Source organism: Pseudoduganella sp. UC29_71 (genome assembly GCF_042693265.1).
Classification (GTDB): Bacteria; Pseudomonadota; Gammaproteobacteria; order Burkholderiales; family Burkholderiaceae_D; genus Rugamonas.
Map to the genome: position 1 here is coordinate 2,805,743 of NZ_CP170549.1, position 18,784 is coordinate 2,824,526.

The following is an 18,784-nucleotide window of genomic DNA, read 5'->3' on the forward strand; positions in this document are numbered from 1 at the left end:
AGCGCCTGTACGGCACCTAGCATTCCCGCGCTGCCTTCTCGGCATTCAATCAGGGGGGGGCGTTGAAGCCGGCACGGCTGACGACGGTACTCCACTATCGCCGCTTCGTAGCACATGGCGATGCAACTCCACGGTCAGTGTTTCGATCCGTGCGGCCAACAAATTGGTCAAGGTTGTCAGCTCCGTGTTTTGACGCAATAGAGCGTGCATGTCACGAGCCTCTCTTCCCGCTGTGATCGCCAACGCCTCGCGGTGCCGCGCATCGGCCTCGGTCATGCCCATGTCGCGCGCCGCCTGGCGGGTTTGGGCCAGCAGGATCAAGGGGGCAGCGTACGCCGCCTGCAGGCTAAACGCCAGATTGAGCAGAATGAACGGGTAGTGATCGAATTGCACCAGCCCGACGACATTTGCACCGATCCACAGCACCACGATCACCGTTTGAGCGCCCAAGAACAGAGGGGTGCCAAAGAACCGTGCAAACGCCTCGGCGTGCTTGGCAAAGCGGTCGTTGCCAAAGGTGGGCGCTAAATGCTGCTGCGCGCGATGAAAACGCAAATGGTCGCCTGAAGCATCGTTGGCCTGCGACTTGGCGGGAGCTTGGGATGGCATTGTAGTCTCCGAAAAAAAGCACGCGTATCAAGGGCAAGCGCGCTGGCTTGGTTCGCAGCCCAGACGATGTGCCTCTGAAGCAGTGCAAACAATGCGTGAGGGAACGGCGAGTTCAGCATACACTAAAGCTCGTGTCGCACACTTAGTGCCCCGATTCCAAGCAGCGCTGACGCCGCGCATCACATCGCGCGGCAAGTATGCGCCACAGGCCGAGTTGCCTCGATTCGCGTTGCCAGGCAGACTTCGGACTGTACGCCGGCTTCAATACCGATCATGCATCGCTGGAAGATACGCATAATCGCTAAAGACCCACATGTGCGCACTTCAGGGCACAGCGCAACTGAACCGGCCCGGGATTTTGAGTGGCTCCAGGGTTTGAGTCAGGTCGAGATGGCTTGACCCGAAAGTTGACGATAGTAATTCATTTCAGCTTCCGCCGGCGGGATGTGGCCAAGCGGCTCGAGCAACCGGTGATGGTCAGCCAAGACACCCATTCCAGCGTGGCCAATTCGACGGCTTCGCGGGTTTTCCAGGGAGCGCGGCGGTGGATCAGCTCGGCTTTGTACAGACCGTTGATCGTTTCGGCCAAGGCGTGTCGTAGCTGTGGCCCTTGCTGCCAACCGCTGGCTCAATACCCGCCTCGGCAAGACGTTCGCTGTAGCGGATCGATACGTATTGCGAACCCTATCGCTATGGTGGATCAAGGCGTCGTCGCGTTCGGGCTGCCTGGCGTACAGGGCCTCCCCAGCGCATCGAGCACGAAGCCTGTGCGCACAGCGCTGCTCACGCGCCAGCCCACAATGCGGCGCGCGAACACGTCGATGACGAAGGTTACATAAACAAACCCTGCCAGGTCGAGACGCACGTGAAGTCGGACACGCACATCTGGTTAGGACGATCAGCCGGGAATTGACGATTCACCCGATCCAAGGGGCATGGCGCGGCTGCATCACTGCCCGTGGTGCGCACGATCTTGCCGCGTATCACACCGCGCAGCCCAGCCCGGGGCATCAATCGCTCCACGGTGCAGCGCGCCACCTCAAAGCGCTCGCGCAGCCGCTGGCGCCAGACCTTTTCGGCGCCGTAGACCCGGAAGTTGATTTCCCGCACACGCTGGATATGAGCACTCAAAAAGTCGCCACGGTGAGCGCGGGCGAAGCGCAGCACTGATTTGCGCCGCAGGGCGGCGTGCCGCCAGTAACTGGAGGGGGCCACTTGCAGCAGCCTGCAAAGCCGCTCAACACCATACATGCTGCTGTGCTGATCGATAAAAGCCATCAAGGCTTGAAGCCGCGGTCGAGCGCCGCCTGGGCGCAAAAGCGCTGGCCAGGCGCAGGATCTCGTTGGTCTTGCGCAGCCCCTTCACTTCTCGCTCCAGGGCTCGGATTCGCTCCTGCTCGGCCGTTGTCGGTCCGGCACGCAAGCCAGTATCCGCTTCATGCTGCCGCACCCAGCACCGCAGTGTTTCCGGCGTACAGCCGATCTTGTTGGCGATGGACGTGATCGCGGCCCACTGCGAATCGTGCTGGCTGGCCGATTCCTCGACTATGCGCACGGCGCGGTCCATTGCCTCGGGGGGAACATTGTGCAGATTTCTTGTTTATGGGTCCATTCGCTCAAAGATTAGAGTCTCCCAGATTTCCGGGCCGGTGTAGAGACGAGCGTGAACGGATCCGTCATCGCTTCAGCAAAGAAGATTACCGCGCTGTCCACCGTCCCCATGCAAAGGCTCGAAACTCGTTCTCATCTGCATCAATTCCCCCCTGTCGATCCTCTTGCGGCCGGATCGGCTTCGACGAGCTTGAAACCTCAAGCACACCAACAGATTCGGCCTGGTTGCCGGATTCGGCCGCGATAGCGTCACGCCAAACGCAAGAACCTGCCATTCCGAGCATAACTTAACTGCCGTTATCCATCGTACCGGCATTGCCGCCGTGTCTACTGAACGCGTGTAGTGCACCACGCAACCCAAATCTGAGCGCATAGAGGCCAGTGGCGGACAATCGCCTGCAACCAAGGCCCCAGTTGACGCCGCCTTGCAATGACTAGCCGCTCCGTCCGCCCGACACCAGCGCTGGACCGGCCACGTGCGGGTCGGGAGACGCAAGCGGCCCACTTAGGGCGCCGTACTGCGCCTTCGGGTCTTCGGTACATCCATCGTCAACCTGCTGTGCTTGCACCCAAAACACCACGATGCAAACCGCGCAGCGTACGGGCCGACCATAGCAGCCTGCCTTACTCCTTTCGGTGGGGGCGCTACCCGGCAGCAGGCGCGCTCGACGTCCCGGCTCAGCATGGCAACGGACAACGGCACGAGCCCCGTCGCAACGCCGATAGCGAACACTCCGCCCATCGTAGACATGACGTCGTTGACCAAAACGGCAGTGCGCGATATCGCGGGCCGCGCCAAGTTGCCCCCATGGCGCAACCGGTCATTGCCTGTCGCGTTGAACTTAGCCAATGCGGCGCAGCACGGCGAGCGCCTGTAGGACCTCCTGGTCCCTACAGCCATTCAAGCGCCGCCAAGCGGCGCGCTGGATGGCATCCATATGCTCGTTGAGAAACGCCTGCGCGAACGCATTGCCGTGGGTTTCGGCGAGGGCGCCGCGTACCGCAGCGTAGGCCGCTCGCACAAACACGATAGAGAGATCAAAATCGATTGTACGCACCGAAGTCACCGAATCCTCCAAGTAAAGGCACAGGTTAGCAGTATGAATCTTCGATGCCTTGACATGCCACAATAGGACGGCGAAGCAAGTCCAGCGAGGCGCCCCATCCTCACACCATCCATGGCGCCGCTCACCCGACGTGGCATTGGCGCCTAGTCAATGAATTGGGCGAACCGGACGGAAGGCATCAGAAGAATCCGCAGTAATACCAATACACGCGTCAGCAACGTCGCCCCCTTGGGTCGGTTATCACCACGCCATGTTGCGATCGCGTGGCAAGGACGCTGGCGCATTGCGCGCCAAGTCGGCACTAACGCCCGCCACTACAGGGCAACAAAAGGGGGGACAGCGAACTCAAGATCCACGCTGCCGTTATTTCTCAGATCGAGCGCATGCCGGTGGCGCCGCTCGAGCTGTTCGAAGTGGCGTGCGCTTTTAGTCCCCCTCATCCCGTGCTCAGACATCACTTCCATGAAACTAAGGTAAAACACCGTTTCCTCAAACGTCAGACCAACGAGTGACTCCAAGCCCTGGACTGTGTTCAGACGCCCTGCGCTGACAAGCACACTTCGTTGCAATTCAGAAATCTGCAGCATGTCGTCTCCCAGCACGAGTCAATTGACGATTTCCCATGTTAACGAATCGTTGACTATCACGCAATTCGATGCGCCCGCGTCTGCACCCACCCCGCAACGTGCGAAATACCGGATATAAGCGGTTTGTGGCTTCGTAGCCATGTGCGCCGTGCCGGCATGCGCTGCACCTAAGCCGATGGTGGCAATCAGCTTGCACCCACCAGCCAGGACGGCGGCACGGACGCCGCCAGTCACGCGGCCAATTCGGGCCTCAGACCTTCCGGGCGCCGGAGTCCGCGTCCACAGTATGCGCCAAGGTCTGCGCCCTGCCGCCGCTCGACTGAACCGGCGGATAAGCCGCGCTGCACCGGCGGCCGAGTGGCGCCGTGCCGGTGAGCATCTGGCGTGGCGTGGATGCCGACGCATGGCAGTGATGCGATGCCACACCGACGGCTAGTGCGTTGGCACGCCTGCGCAATCGCAGATGTGCTTGCGGTGCAAATGCGGCGACGCGAGCACCCTCATCGCCACCTGATGGTCAATCGCATGACGTCGCATGTACTCGATCGCCCCGCCAATGCCTTCGACTGCCGCAATGAACAGCGCGGCATTGACCTCGGCTGCAAGGTGCGTATCTATACGTAATTCGCGATTTCGGCATGGTGCAGTTTCCGTACTGGGCATAACTTCCTCTCGCCTTTGCGGTCGTGCAGCAGAACTACCGTGTCGTGGCCACACGGGCCACCGCTCCACCTCCCCAGACGCTGTTCGGACGGTGCCGAATTGCGCTACTGACGCCACTGTGGCACGGCTACTGCTCGCCGCGCCACTGCCCCCTCGCCCGCATCCAGCATGCGCCTCCTCCGCGCCGCATAGACCGAAGTACCCGCGGCGGTGTAGGCGCACTCCTGCACGAGGCGGACCCCCGCCCCTGCCTTGCCTGGCAAATGGACCCACAGAGTGCACCTCAGCGGAGCAAAATGAGCACGAGCGCTGACTGACGCGGGTTCTAGCACGGCTCGCGCCATGAAGGCTCACGCCCTCCGCGACATGTGGGCGGCCATGCCTGCGGCAGCGGCGACGCCTCATGTGGATACTTTATTTCTGGGCAAACTGATCGTAAACACGCATCCCACTCCCGGCACATTTCGCACCACCACGTCGCCGCCGCTGGCGACGACACTCTGCCGGGCAATGGTCAGCCCGAGGCCCAGTCCGATCCTGTTCGCCCCGCATTGGGAAAAGGGCAGGAACATCCGCTCGCTCATCCCCGGTGCCAGTCCGCCGCAGCGATCGGCGACATCGATCAGGATGCGATCGCCCGCAGCGTATGCCGATAGTTTGACCTCGGTCCCGGACCGCGTGAACTTGAACGCATTCTGCAGCAAGTTCGCCACCGCGGCAAACAGCAACTCGCGGTTTCCGGCTAGCGCCAGTTCGACATCGACATGCGAGACGGTAAGGGTACAGCCGTACTTGCTTGCGGATAGCGCGGCCGCCCCCGACACCTCGTCAATAAAGTCCGAGAGCGGGAACACACCGAGAACATGTGTTGATTCACCCATCGCCCGGACCTCGTCCAGCGAACTGACGATCAGACGGTCCAGGCTCTGAAGGCTGCGCTCAAGAATGGCGCCCGTCGCGCCGCCGAGCGTCAGATTCCCGGATTTGGCGGCCGAAAAGGCCAACGAGGCGGTGCCCAAATGGTTACGCAGCTCATGGGCGAAAAAACCCATGCGCTTGTTGGACGCGCTGGCGCAAGCGTCGGCCAGCAAGATGTCTCGCTGGTAGCTAAATTCGGTGACTGCGTCGGAAATCGCATTGTCCAGGCAACGGTTCAAGGTCCGAAACTCGTCCACTTGAAATGGTGCGTCGCGCTCGATCGCGAGGTCGGTAATGGCTTGACACAGGTCGCCGTAGTCATGCACCACCTGATCGACCGTCAGCCCCAGGCCGAGCAGCGCTTTGCCATGCTGGGCGGATGACACGCTGATTTCCGATAGCGCCGCGCCGCCGCCGGCCGGGCCGGAAATTAGGCGGCTGTCCAGCGGGTTCTGGGTCTGCTCCAACTCAAGGGTAAGGATCAGCTGTTCCAGAAACAACGGGATACCATCCTTCAATTGGCCCTCCGTCGCGGACCGCCCAACGCGGCTTCCCACTTTAATCCTGCAGCGCTGCGTAAGCTCGTCACGATTATTGGATAAAAAATCGTGCATCATAGCGACCTCCGTACTCCGGGCACGACGCCCAGAGGGACCGCAGATGTGCGGCGCAATCTCGACGGTAATTCATGGTAGCACTACGGGCAACGAAAGGATACGCGGATTCACTCACGCAAAACCATCAAGCAATGCTTTGCCGCAACAGTGAACAGCTACCTGGCCAGCGCATCCGCGCTTAACGCTGCCCTACGCTGCCGCGCATGCGAAAATGCCTGCCGTATGCTGCTCTGCAGTACCGCCTGATCCCACGGCTTGGTATAAAAGCGGTCGATGGCCCCTTGGTTGACCGCGGCCATCATCTGTTCCAAGTCGGCTTCGCCCGACAGGACGATCCGGAATGTCTCCGGATAGATGGCTCTGACCTTGTCGAGGAACGCCGTGCCGTCCATGGCGGGCAGGCGCTGGTCGCACAGTATCACCTGGACGTCGTTTTGTGCCAGGGCGTCGAACGCCAGGGCTGCCGACTCCGCCTGCAGGACGCGGTAGTGCTCGCCACCCAGTTGGCTAGCCAACAGTTCCAGCATGAACGAGTCGTCATCCACGATCAGGAGCGTCTGCCGCGCCGGCTGGGAGGCGGCCGGCTGATGCCGGGTCTTGCGCAGCACCATGAGCTGGGTGATCAGCGCGGCAGGCAAGGGCCGGCTGATCAGATAGCCCTGCACTTGGTCGCAATGGTGGCGCAGCAAATAGCTTTGCTGCGCCGGCGTCTCGACGCCCTCGGCAATCACCACCAGGTTCAGGCTGTGGGCCATGGTGATGATGGCGCCCACAATGGCCGCATCGTCCGGATTGCTGGTGACGTCGCGGACAAATGCGATGTCGATCTTCAGCTTGTCGATCGGGAAGCGGCGCAAGTAGGCCAGGCTGGAGTACCCTGTGCCGAAGTCATCGATCGACACCTGCACGCCGCGCTGGCGCAAATTGCGCAGGCAGGCGATGGTGCGCTCCGTGTTCACCATCAGTGACGTTTCGGTCAGCTCCAGTTCCAGCAAGCCGGGGGGAATGCCGGTGTCGGCCAGCGCGCGCGCCACATCGGCCTCCAGGTCCCCTTCGCGGAATTGGCGGCCCGCGACATTGACGGACACTGGCACTGGCCCGACCTCGCCCAGTTGCCACTCCTTGATCTGGCGGCAGGCCGTGGCGATGACCCAGCTGCCAACCCGGACGATCAGGCCGCTCTCCTCGAGCACGGGAATGAACAATGCCGGCGTCACCAGTCCATAGCCGGGCCGGTTCCAGCGCAGCAGCGCTTCCAGGCCCACCACCGCACCGCTGGCCATGGCCACCTTGGGTTGGTAGTACAGCACGAACTCGTCCTTCTCGATGGCTTTGCGCAGCGCGTTCTCCAGGTCCAATCGCTGCAGCACGTCGACATTCATCTGCGCCGTGAAGAAGCGGTAGGTGTTGCGTCCGGCATGCTTGGCCTGGTACATGGCGGTGTCGGCGTATTTGATCAACACATCCGGGTCGCTGCCGTCGTCGGGCTGCACCGTGATGCCGATGCTGGCGGTCATGATCACCTCGCATCCCTGCAGATTAAAGGGCAGGTGCAGCGCGTCGCGGATCTTGGTGGCGACCTGGGCCGCTCCCTGGTGGCCTTGCTCCATCACCAGTATCAAGGCAAACTCGTCCCCGCCCAGGCGCCCGACGGTGTCGCGCGCGCGCACGCACGCCACCAGGCGGCAGCTGAACTGGATCAGCAGCTCGTCGCCGACCGCGTGGCCCAAGGTGTCGTTGACGTTTTTAAAGTGGTCCAGATCGATGAACATCACCGCCACCTTCCAGCCATGCTCACACGCCAGTGCCAGCGTCTTGCGCAGCGTCTCGTAGAAGTAGCTGCGGTTCGGCAGACCGGTCAGCGCGTCGTGATGCGCCAGGTGCTGCAGTCTTTGCTGCGCCTGGTTGCGCTCGGTGATGTCGCGCACCACGCTGACGATGATCCAGTCGTTCCCCGATGGCATGGCCTGGCGGTTCACCTCCACCTGGACCTGCGTGCCGTCCTTGCAATGCAACGTCGCCTCGCTCAGTTTCTTATCGGCGGGACCGGCGATCACCGTGTCGTACATCCGCTCCAACTCTTCGCGCGTGACCGCGCCCAGCGCCACCGGTCCTAACGCCAGCAACTCGGCGCGCGTGTAGCCCAGCATCTTGCAACTGGTGGCGTTCACTTCCACGAAGCGCATGGTGTCGCGGCTGACCAGCATGATGGCGTCGGCGGTGGCGTCCATCGCCGTGCGGAAGCGCTGCAGATCGGCGGTGCGCGCGGCGACCTGCTGCTCGAGCACGAAGCTGTGCTCCTGGAGGTCGCCGAAGGCCTTCAGGCGCAGCAGATTGCGCACGCGCAGCCACAACTCGGTGCGGTCGACCGGCTTGGTCAGGAATTCTTCCGCCCCCGCTTCCAGCCCGGCCAGGCGGGCGCTGCGCTCGGCATGCGCGGTCACCATGATGATGGGGATGTTGGCCGTGGCCGGGTTGGCCTTGAGGATGCTGGCGACCTGGTAGCCGTCGATGCCGGGCATCATGATGTCGAGCAGGATCAGGTCGGGCGCGGAATGGGCCACCGCGTCCAGCGCTTCTTCGCCGCTGGCCGCGCTCTCGGTATGGTAGCCCTCGGGGCGCAGCAACACGGCCAGCAGGCGGCGGTTTTGCGCCTCGTCGTCCACGATCAGGATGGTGGGGGTGGCAATGCTCATGGCTTGCTCCCGTCCATCAGCAGCGCGTCAATCGTCGCGTAGAGCTGGCGGTAGCCTAGCGGTTTGGCGATATAGGCGTCGCACCCCGCTTGCCGGCTCTTTTCCTGGTCCTCCTTCATGGCCATGGCCGTGAGCGCAATGACGGGAATATCCGCAGTCAGCCGGTCATGTTTCAGGATGGCGGTGGCGGCCAGCCCATCCATGCCGGGCAGCTGGATATCCATCAGAATCAGATCGGGCAGTTCGGTGCGGGCCACCATCAGCCCGGCTTCCGCGTCCACCGCGCACAGCACGCTGTGGCGGGCATTGCGCAGCAGCAGCGAGGCCAGTTTCATGTTGGCCGCGTTGTCTTCGATCACCAGTACTTTGGCCATGACAGCTCCTCGCTTCATGCCGAAGGCGTCGGCTGGGCAGGCGACCGCAACGGCAGCCACACCGCAAAGCGCGAGCCTTCGCGCTCCAGGCTGGCCACCGCCACCGATCCGCCTTGCAATTCGGCCAGCTGCTTGACCATGGCCAGGCCCAGCCCGGTGCCCTCGAACTTGCGCGCCAGGCTGCTGTCGATCTGGCTGAACGCCAGGAATAGCCGCCCCATGTTGTCCTTGGAGATGCCGATGCCGTGATCGGTGACGCAAATTTCCACGAAATCGTTGTATTCGTTGCTGGCCTGGGGGAAGTGATGCGCGGGCCAGGCGCCGCCCAGGGTGCCGACTGCGGCGCGCGGCACGCGGCGCGCGCACAGCTGCACCGGTCCGCCGCTGGCGCTGAATTTGACGGCGTTGCTCAGCAGGTTGTAGACGATCTGCTTGGTCTTGCGCACGTCCAGCTGCACCATGCCCAGCCCTTCGCCAATATCGAGCTCGAGGGCGATATGCTGGGCCGCTGCCTTTTCGCGCACGATGGTCAGGCTGTTTTGCAGCAGGCTTTGCAGGTCGACCGCTTCCAGTTCCAGCGCCATCATGCCGGCCTCGACTTTGGACAGGTCGAGGATGTCGTTGATCAGCGACAGCAGATGCTGGCCGCTGCTGAAGATGTCGTTGATCGATTCGTGCTGCAGCGCCGACGTTTCGCCCATCAGGCCATCCTTGAGCGCTTCGGAAAATCCGATGATGGCATTGAGGGGCGTGCGCAGTTCGTGCGACATCGTCGCCAGGAACTCCGACTTCATGCGGCTGGCGTGCTCCAGCTCGATGTTCTTGTCCTCCAGCGCGCGTTCGAAACGCTTGCGGGTGGTGTTGTCGGTGCCGATGAGCAGGTAGCCGATAATGTCGTCGCGCGCGTTGCGCAAGGCCGTCACCGACACGATGGCCGGAAAGCGGCTGCCGTCCTGGCGGATGTAGGTCAGCTCGTAGATGTCCTCGATGCCGCGCGAGGCCTTAAATACCAGCGCGTCGAAGCCGGGCGCGATCGGCGTGTCCAGTTCCTCGCTCAAGGCGGCGGCCCGCGCGATGAGCTCAAGCGGGTCGGAGATGTCGGCCGGCGTGATGCGGTTCAACACGTCCAACGCCTTGTATCCCAGCATGCGCTCCGCGCCCACGTTGAAGATCTGGATCACACCACGCTCGTCGGTGGCAATACTGGAGAAGTAAGCGCTATTGAAGATGGCATCCTGCAAGGCGCCTGTTTTGAGCAGGCTCGCCTGCCGCCTGTACTCGATGGTCCCTGGCGAGGGCCCAAAGCGCTCGTGGTCACCTCTGCCAAACCCGGTCGTATGCATATGCGTTTCCCATAGAATTACAGCTCAGCATGAGGGTGGAATCTGATACAGGGACTGCCGAGCGGGCTCGCAGATTGGCGCCGAACAGCACTGAATGACGAACAGGCCGGTGGCAAGGAGGAGGGATGGGTTCAATATAGCAGGGTTCTGCTCAAGTCCATGCACTTATTCCGGCAAATGTGCACAACCCAATTACTCTCATCATGCTAGGAACATGGGTGCGGCTGACCGCCGCCATGTTGGTGGGGTTCGCCGCATCGACACTCGCGGCACGCCCCGCTCTTCCCGCGCGTTGACAAACAGGGCGACGCGCGGGCTGCCCTCATATTGCCCGGTGCGTCGGTTCGTCCGACTCGACTTCAAACTATGCCGCCTTCACCCTATCTGATTGTCTCGGCGTTGAACAGCCGATAGCGCGATCGACGGCGGGCACCATGGTGCCGGCGCCGAGTATTGTGCGCCGCGCCAAGTCGTTGACGGCGCGACCGAAAAGGCGGCTGACATCATGCTGCGAATAGCGGTCAGATTACGTTGTCAATGCGCGCAGGCCAGCAAAGGGACTACCGCGCCACGCAACGCACCGGCAGCTGTTGCGCGTGATGCTTGTTGACGCCGACCCGATATCGCCCCGCCGTGCCGACCGAAAAAATGACACAGGCCGAAACGCCGCGCTATCGAGCAGCAACCGTGGATAGGGGGTATCAAGAAAGGAAGGAAATTCGGAACAAGCTCGCTTCCTTTTGAGCGCGTCATTTAACGACATACATGTGCCATTCTCTTGTTTCGTTCTGCAGCCCCACCAGAACCGCAGCCGTCCAGCGCTTGTCACCGCTTCCGCGCTTCCGCTGCCCTGCCTTGCGCTCGCACTGGCCCACCATGGGACGGTACTGGAAACGGCGCCATGGGGTACCTCTGCGCACGACGTCGCAGTGGTCGGTGAGCCGCTCAAGCGGTGCCATGGTCATTCGGACGCATGGCGCAACCAGAAGACGATCGACAACGCGGACCTGACCTCTGGATGTCGCACACGAGAATCGCATAAGCGCTGACTCGACGCGATCACACGGGCGCATCAGGTTGGATTCTTGCAAAGTGGACGCAGGGTGCGAGTATTGCGCCCCCGGCACCAACTCACTTGCCGTGCAGTGCCACTCTGCGCCGTCCATGGGCGAGCACCCGCTCGACAACGCTTACAGGCACCGCCCGCTGCCGAAGATACCGTTGCGCCTCGTTCACGCCTGCCACGGCCAGCAACGCGAGCGCGTGCTGCACAATTGCCGCGGTTTTGGCATCGCGTCGTTGATCGCGCGCGGCAGAATTGCGTCGCTCCATAGGTCCCTCCGCCATACCCCGATACCGTCGCCACGATCAAGACTAGCATGGATTGCGCCCCCTGGGCAGGCCCGCCATCCGGCGCTACACCCACCACACCGTAGCGGGCATCGGGCAATTAGCGAAGTGGAAGCATCGGCGATGCCGTATGCGTCCGCGTTTGCCCCACCGAAAAAGCAACAATTTTATGCCGCATTTGCGCTGGCTTGACGCAGGCCTTGATTGGAAGATCCTGTGAAGCTTCAGTCACAGGAGACGATCATGGAACCGGCTTTCCTGGCTTGCGCGCAAGCCATGCTGCGCGCCGCCGCCGCAGGCATCTCATACGAGCAGATCGCCGCCGCACATGGCGTGACCAAGAGCACCGTTTCGGTCAGGGTGCGCCATCTTGCCCGAACGTTGCAGCGGATCGTCGGCGTGCTCGACGTCGATGAGGATGCGTCGCCCACGGCGAGCCTGCTGCGCCACCACCGCCACGCCTACCTCGAAGCGCTGGAACACTTCCGTCCAGGTGCGGCGCCGGTCCTGCACCAGGCGCCTGCCACGCTGACGCCGGCGCAGATCGGCATGCTGCTAAAAAAGATCGACCGACACAGCCACAGCCCGCTGCGCGACAAGGCACTGGTGCACATGCTCTTCTCGACCGGCGCCAAGCCACTGGAAATCGCCCAACTGACCGTGCGGGACTATCTTGATGCGGGCGGACACGTCAGGCGGGAGTCGGTGCTGCGCGCAGAGATCGCGGCCAACCGCGCGGACCGCCCCTTGCGGTTCGAGGGGGAGGAGTTGATCGCGGCCATCGATGCGTACTTGGCTGAACGCACGAACGCCAAGGCGCACGCCCAGGAAGCGGCCAGCTTCCGGGGACTTGATCCCCTAGGCGCGCTGTTCCTGTCGCGCGATGGCCGGCAATTCCAGGTGCGGCGAGGCCAAGGCCGCACCACCCAGGCAGTGTGCAAGGAGATCCACGAGATCTACCGGCGCATTTTCAGCCATGCGGGCCTGGCCGGTGTCCATACCGCGTGCGCACGTCGCATGGCCGCGCTGCGCATGCAGGCGCGGGGCGTCTCGACACAGGAGATCGCCGTCGCGCTGGGAGTCAAGCGCGCGGCGGCGCACCAGCTGCTCAAGCGCGCCGCGCCGCCGCAGGTGGCGACGCGCCGGCCGCACAGCTCGCTGACGCCGGCCCCGCAACCGCTTGCATGCCTTCGCCCCGGTGAGAACATCGACTTGTTTCCCCATCGAGACTCCCGGAGGCAAGCATGACCAACCACCTGACCGCTGCGCCCAACGCGCCCTGCCCTACCACTCTCCTCGGGCGCCGGCAACCACGCATCCCGACGGCCGGCAAGATCCGCGCCGGCATCAAGGTGCTCACCAAGGCGGCCGCCGCCAACCCGGCGATACGCGCCTTGTACGATGATGGCTTGGCCCAGCAAGCCACGTTCGAACAGATAGAACGACAGATCGCCGAACGCTTCCCCGACGTAAAAACGCCGCTCGTGCCCAAGAACGTCGCCTGGTTCACCGTGCGCCCCAACGACTTTCCCAATCCGGCGCTGGCCGGCCAGATTCTGCACGCCTACGGCGAAGACCGCGGCGACGGCGAGATACGCCTGTACCGCTTCCCCGTCATCTTCCCCGCCGACGCCTGGCAAAGCGTGATGCCGCACGAACTGGCGTGCTGGGCGCGCAGCGAGAAGCGCTACTGGAGCGAATATTCCAGCGACGGCCAGACCCGGCGCTGCGTGATGTTCTCGCCGGCCAGGCTCGACGAGCGCAGCGGGCGTGCGCTGCGCAGCCTGGGCGGGCGCGGCACCCAACCGCGCCCGGAGAACGGCGGCCTGTGCGCGCCGGAACGCTGCCCTGAATTCCAGAGCCGGCAGTGCAACCTGTCGGGCCGCTTCATCTTCTACATCCCGGGCATCCGCTCGCTTGACGCCTTCGAGCTGCACACGAACAGCTTTTACGCCCTGTCGCGCGCCATCGAACGCTTCGAAGCCATCACCTTCATGCGCGGCGGGCGCCTGGGCGGCTTCCTCGACCGCCAGTGCACGCCCTTCTACTTCACCAAGCAGCTGCGCGAAGTGTCGCACCTGGACGCCAAAACCGGCCAACCGGTGCGCAGCGCGCACTGGATCATCGAGCTGGAAGCGCCGGTCGACGTGGCGGCCCTGCTGGCCCAGCAGGACGAGGAGGCCACGCTGCGCATGGCCGATGCCACGGCGTGCGCCCTGCAAGCCAACGAACACCCCGCGCACGCGCCGCCCGCCACAGCAGACCGGCGCGCGGAGGAGCCGGCCGGTGCGCCGGAGGCAGCTGGCGCCGGCCTGTCGCCAGTGCAGGAGGTATCGCCCGGCGCGACGCGCGCCCTGACGCAAGCCGGTGCGGAGCACAGCACCGACGCGGTGTATGCGCTGGCCGCCGATCTGGGCGTACCGCGCGCCCGGCTGGACGCCTATCTCGATTGGGCATGGGGCGCGGGCTGGCGGCGCAACGCCCAGGGCGTCAAGCGCGTGCTGGCCGAGCTGGCCCGGTTCCAGGACGATCCGGCCGGCTTGCTCGCGCGCATCGATGCCGAAATCGGCGCCCAGGAATAAGGAGTCCAGCATGATCACCATTGCCCATTTCTCCGACCTGCACTACGCCGACGAGACCCTGGCCGAGGTGGACGCCTGCTTCGCGTTCGCCGTGGACCAGGCCATCGGACGCGGATCGGACGTGGCCATTATCACGGGCGACAGCACCGATCACGCGTTGCCCGCCCATTCCCCCGCATTGGCCGCGCTGGCACGGCAGATCCGGCGCCTGGCGGAGCATTGCCCGGTACTGATGCTGCAGGGCACGTTCAGCCACGAGCCGGCCGGCCTGCTGCGCCTGTTTGCGCTGCTCGGCGGACGGCATCCGGTATACGTCGCCGAGCGCCTGTCGCAGGTGGCGCTGCTGGCCAACGGACGCTGGTTGGCGTCAACCGATTGGCGTTTCGACACGCCACCGGCCGGAACGCGCCTTTTGTGCAGCTGCCTGCCCACGCTGAACAAGGCCGCGCTGGCCGCCAGCGTGGGCGCCGGCGACGTGGCCGCCGCCATGGGCGAGCACCTGGCACGGCTGCTGGCAGGCCTGGCGCCCATCCACTTGTCGGCGCGCGCGGCCGGCGTGCCCGCGATCGGGATATCGCATGGCACGGTGCGTGGCTGCGTCACCGAGCATGGCGTGCCGATGGCTGGCCTGGACCACGAATTCACCACGGACGCGCTGTTCGCCGCGCAGGCCTGCGCTTTTTTGCTGGGGCATATCCACAAGCACCAGCGCTGGGACGACGGCGTACACGTTATCGCCTATCCGGGCTCGATCGGACGGCTGCACTACGGCGAGGAAGGCGAGAAGGGTTTCCTGATGTGGCAGGTCGGTGCCGACGGGGCACAGGCCACGCTCGTGCCCACGCCGGCACGGCGCACCCACGAGCTGATGTTCGACGGCGCGCCCGACCTGGCCGCCCTGTCGGCCTTCGCGCGCGCACACGAGCTGGCCGGCGCGTGGGTGCGGGTGCGCTGGTGCGTGGCCGAGGAGGCCGCGCACACGGTGGACCGCGCCGCGATTGCCGCCGCGCTCGCGGACGCGGCCGGGATCAAGCTGGAGGGACGCGTGCTGCCGGTGGCGCGCACGCGCGCGGCGGGTATTGCGCACGCGACGGACCTGCGCGCGCAGCTGCGCACCTGGGCTGCGGCGGCGGCAATCGATGCGGCGCCGCTGCTGGCCTGCCTGGAGATCCTGGAGCAGCTGGCGCCGGACGCGATCGCCGCGCGGCTCTTCGCCCAGGAGAGCGACGGCGCGGCGTTGGCCGTGGCCGACCTGGACGCACCATGGGACCGGACGGCGGTAGTTTCTGCCGCCGATTCTGCACCGGCATGAAAGGAGCGAACCATGATCCCCCTGAAACAAACCTTGACCGGCTTTTGCGGCATCCGCGACGGCTTGGGCCGCGAGACCATCACCATCGACTTCGAGCGGGAGGCCGGCGGCGCGGCGCTGGTGGCGCTGACCGGGCGCAACGGGTGCGGCAAGAGCACCATCCTCGAGAACATGACGCCCTACCCCGTGATGCCCTCGCGCGCCGGCGCCGACGGCTTGGGGGCATTCTCCTACTACGACGAAGTCTACCTGCCGGAAAACCACAAGGAGCTGGAATGGGCCATGGACGGCGTGCGCTACCGAAGCCACCTCGTCATGCGTCTGGCCGGCAAGCGCCGCACCGAGGCCTATCTGCACCAGTTGGACGCAGACGGATGGACCCCGGTGCACCTGGCCGACGGCACCGTGTCGGACGGCAAAATGGAGACCTACAGCCGCTGCGTCGAAGGCGTCGCCGGCTCGGCGGCGACGTTTTTCAGCACCGCGTTTTCCGCCCAGCAGCGGCGCCAGCTGTCGGCTTACCGCAACGGCGAGATCAAGCAACTGCTGGCGGACCTGCTGCGCCTGGACGCGGTGCGCGCGCACGGCGAGCGCGCGGGCGAGGTCATGCGCCTGTTGCGCGGCGCCCTGCAAGAGCTGCGCCAGCGCCAGCGGGCGCAGCGCGACACCCTGGCCGGTCTCGCGGCCGAGCTCCGGGCATTGGGCGACACCGCCGCGAAGGCCGAGTTGGCGCGGCAGAACCACAACGTCGCTGCCGCCCGGCTCGACGCCAAGCGCACCGTCCTGGCCGCTCTGCGCGCCGAGCAGGTCGTGGCCGCCAGCCACGACGCCCGCCGCGCCCAGCTGCTGGGCGAGCGCGACGCGGCGCTCACAGAGCGGCAACTCGCCCTCGCGGCCCTCGATGCGGAGCTTAGGCGCGAACAGGCTGCGTTCGACGACATGGCGCAGCGCCATGCCCAACGGGCCACGCGCCGCGAAACCACGCTCGCCTCGCTGCGAGCCCATTGTACCACCCTGCAAGCGGCCCTACAGCAGGCACGCCAGGCGGGACGGGCCGCCCGGCGGCTACCGGTCATGCAAGCGTTGCTGGAGCGGCGCAACGCCCGTCTGGCCGAGGCGCGGGAAACGCTGGCCGAGGGCGAACGGACCGCGGCGGACCTGGCGCTGACGCAAGCGAAGCGCGCGGGCATCGAGCGCGAAGCCGGCCAGGCTGCGCTGGCGGCGCAAGAGTTGCGGCGGCGCTTCGCGCTGACGGCCGCGGTGCCCTGCGCCGGCATGGCGCTGCAGGCGGGGTGCAAGCTGCTGGCCGATGCGCATACGGCCCACGCGCTGCTGCCGGACGCCGGCGCGGTGGTGGCGCGCCTGAACGCGCAGCATGCGGCGCTGGCAGACCAGATCAGCTCGCTACACACGCAGGCCGCCGGCGTGCCACGCGCGCGCTTGCTCGCCAAGGCTGCCGAAGCACGGCTGGCGCATAGCCGCGAGCGCCTGGCGCAATGCGAGCGGCAAGCCGCGCGGCGCGACGCGCTGGCGCAGTCGGGCGCCATGCTGGCAGATGCCGAGGCTCGGCTCATCGCGCATGCTGAACAGGCGAGCGCGGAGCGGGCCGAGGACGACAAGGCCTACACCGAACAGCAGAACAGGATCAGCACGCTGCAGCGGCGGCGCGACTTCGCGGCGCTGCCAAGCCAGGTGGCCGAACGCATCGATGCGCTGCTGGCGGCGTTGCCACCGGCCTGCGACGAACGCGCCATCGCCAGCGCAGCCGGCGACTGCGAACAGGCCCTGGCGCGCCTGCAACTGGCAGCACAGGCCCACCTGGGCGCCCTGCGCGAACAGGACCGCGCACGGGACCTGGCCAGGCAGCACGCCGCGCAATACCAGGCTTGCGAAGCCCAGCAACGCCAGACGCAGCGTTTGGAGCGGCACCTGGAGGACTGGTCGCTGCTGGCCAAAGCGCTGGGCAACGACGGCATCATCGCGCTGGCCATCGACGACGCGGGACCGGCACTGTCGGCGCTGGCCAACCAGTTGCTGCTGGCCTGCTACGGCCCGCGTTTTTCCGTGTCGCTGCAAACCCAACTGGCCACCGCCAAGGGCGGGCTGCGCGAAGGTTTCGACATCACGGTGCACGACGCGTATAGCGACAGCACCAAGAGCGTGGCGAAGATGAGCGGCGGCGAGCGGATCTGGATCAACGAGTGCCTGACCCGCGCCATGGCGCTGTACCTGGCGCAAGCCGATGGCCGGCGCAGCGCCACGCTGTTCTCGGACGAGGCCGACGGCGCGTTCGACGCGCAGCATAAACGGCGCTTCATGGCGATGAAACGGGAGGTGCTGCGCGTGGGCAACTACGCGCAGGAATTCTTCATCTCGCACACGCCGGAGCTGGCAACCTTGGCCGACGCGGTGATCGATCTGGACCGGTACGTGGCATCGGCCAACGGATGAAAGCACCGACCGGGCACCAGGCGACCGATGCCGCCGCAGAACCAAGACGTGCTGCGCACCCGCGAAGCGCCGGCCGCCGGCGGGCAACCGCCGCCCCCGGCTTGTAACCGGCGCACTCGCGTCGCGCCTAGCAGCCCTTCATCGACTCGGACTCCATGGCCGCATTACGCTCCTCGCTCGCCTCGATGGGATTCATCGCTTCGTCCACCGACGCCGCAGCACGTTCGGCAGCGACAATGTGGTCGATGGCTTGGGTAAGGAAGTCGTCTTGCTCGGCATCGGCTGGCGGATCCAGCATATCCTTGAGCATCGCGGTCAATTCCTTCGCATCGATGGGGTGATGATTCTGCCGGCATTGCTTGATGTAGTGCCGGATGGCGGCATCCTGCCCCGCGGTAAGTGGCAGGCCGCCAAACGTCTGGCTGGGGTCAATTTCTATCATGGCGAGGTCCTCCGCCCATTGCATGGCGCCAGTGTACGCCGATATTGGCAGTCTTGTTCGAAGCATGGGTGCAGTGCACGACCGCAAGGCAAGGCGGCTCGCGCAGTAAGCGTAACCGCACAGGCCCATGTCGAACGGCGCCGCGCATGATCTCCGGATGTT

Annotated in this window: 13 protein-coding genes, 1 pseudogene and 1 other annotated feature; of the genes and pseudogenes, 4 read left to right on the top strand and 10 right to left on the bottom strand. The window is 64.9% G+C overall.

Annotated elements, in window-relative coordinates:
• Window positions 1-45: 45 nt before the first annotated feature.
• From ACFJI2_RS12215 to ACFJI2_RS12255, 9 genes and pseudogenes are all read right to left on the bottom strand, one after another.
• A complete protein-coding gene (locus tag ACFJI2_RS12215; protein ID WP_377705257.1) occupies window positions 46-609 on the bottom strand; it encodes a DUF1003 domain-containing protein in 564 nt (187 codons plus the stop codon).
• Window positions 610-989: 380 nt separating this feature from the next.
• Window positions 990-2,176 (bottom strand): annotated as a pseudogene (locus ACFJI2_RS12220) (IS3 family transposase).
• Window positions 1,816-1,931 (bottom strand) — a sequence feature (AL1L pseudoknot). Its footprint overlaps the pseudogene before it by 116 nt.
• Window positions 2,177-3,062: 886 nt before the next feature.
• Window positions 3,063-3,287, bottom strand: coding sequence for a hypothetical protein (locus tag ACFJI2_RS12225; protein ID WP_377705258.1), 225 nt, complete (start codon window positions 3,285-3,287; stop codon window positions 3,063-3,065).
• A 314-nt stretch (window positions 3,288-3,601) separates the two neighbouring features.
• Window positions 3,602-3,874, bottom strand: coding sequence for a hypothetical protein (locus ACFJI2_RS12230; RefSeq protein WP_377705259.1), 273 nt, complete (start codon window positions 3,872-3,874; stop codon window positions 3,602-3,604).
• Window positions 3,875-4,938: 1,064 nt separating this feature from the next.
• On the bottom strand, window positions 4,939-6,072 hold the full coding sequence (locus tag ACFJI2_RS12235) for a sensor histidine kinase (protein ID WP_377705260.1): 1,134 nt from the start codon (window positions 6,070-6,072) through the stop codon (window positions 4,939-4,941).
• Between the two features lie 155 nt (window positions 6,073-6,227).
• Window positions 6,228-8,768, bottom strand: a complete 2,541-nt coding sequence (locus ACFJI2_RS12240) for an EAL domain-containing protein (RefSeq protein ID WP_377705261.1) — start codon at window positions 8,766-8,768, stop codon at window positions 6,228-6,230.
• Window positions 8,765-9,142 (bottom strand): response regulator, encoded by a 378-nt coding sequence (locus ACFJI2_RS12245; protein ID WP_377705262.1) that lies wholly within the window; start codon window positions 9,140-9,142, stop codon window positions 8,765-8,767. Before ACFJI2_RS12245 ends, ACFJI2_RS12240 begins: the two co-directional genes overlap by 4 nt.
• A gap of 14 nt (window positions 9,143-9,156) precedes the next feature.
• Complete coding sequence (locus ACFJI2_RS12250; protein WP_377705263.1) at window positions 9,157-10,383, bottom strand: sensor histidine kinase; 1,227 nt, start codon at window positions 10,381-10,383, stop codon at window positions 9,157-9,159.
• A 1,233-nt stretch (window positions 10,384-11,616) separates the two neighbouring features.
• Window positions 11,617-11,817, bottom strand: coding sequence for a hypothetical protein (locus ACFJI2_RS12255; RefSeq protein WP_377705264.1), 201 nt, complete (start codon window positions 11,815-11,817; stop codon window positions 11,617-11,619).
• A 261-nt stretch (window positions 11,818-12,078) separates the two neighbouring features.
• On the opposite strand from ACFJI2_RS12255, the gene ACFJI2_RS12260 reads away from it, so the two are divergent.
• The 4 genes from ACFJI2_RS12260 to ACFJI2_RS12275 are packed head-to-tail and all read left to right on the top strand — an operon-like array spanning window position 12,079 to window position 18,180.
• The gene (locus ACFJI2_RS12260) at window positions 12,079-13,083 is read left to right on the top strand and encodes a helix-turn-helix domain-containing protein (protein WP_377705265.1); all 1,005 of its coding nucleotides are present in this window, start codon (window positions 12,079-12,081) and stop codon (window positions 13,081-13,083) included.
• Window positions 13,080-14,417, top strand: coding sequence for a hypothetical protein (locus ACFJI2_RS12265; protein ID WP_377705266.1), 1,338 nt, complete (start codon window positions 13,080-13,082; stop codon window positions 14,415-14,417). Before ACFJI2_RS12260 ends, ACFJI2_RS12265 begins: the two co-directional genes overlap by 4 nt.
• A gap of 10 nt (window positions 14,418-14,427) precedes the next feature.
• Entirely contained in the window at window positions 14,428-15,729 is a 1,302-nt protein-coding gene (locus ACFJI2_RS12270) for an exonuclease SbcCD subunit D (RefSeq protein ID WP_377705267.1), read from the top strand.
• A gap of 12 nt (window positions 15,730-15,741) precedes the next feature.
• On the top strand, window positions 15,742-18,180 hold the full coding sequence (locus ACFJI2_RS12275; protein WP_377705268.1) for a DNA repair protein: 2,439 nt from the start codon (window positions 15,742-15,744) through the stop codon (window positions 18,178-18,180).
• A gap of 127 nt (window positions 18,181-18,307) precedes the next feature.
• On the opposite strand, the gene ACFJI2_RS12280 is transcribed toward ACFJI2_RS12275, so the two are convergent.
• A complete protein-coding gene (locus tag ACFJI2_RS12280) occupies window positions 18,308-18,622 on the bottom strand; it encodes a hypothetical protein (protein ID WP_377705269.1) in 315 nt (104 codons plus the stop codon).
• Window positions 18,623-18,784: the final 162 nt, after the last annotated feature.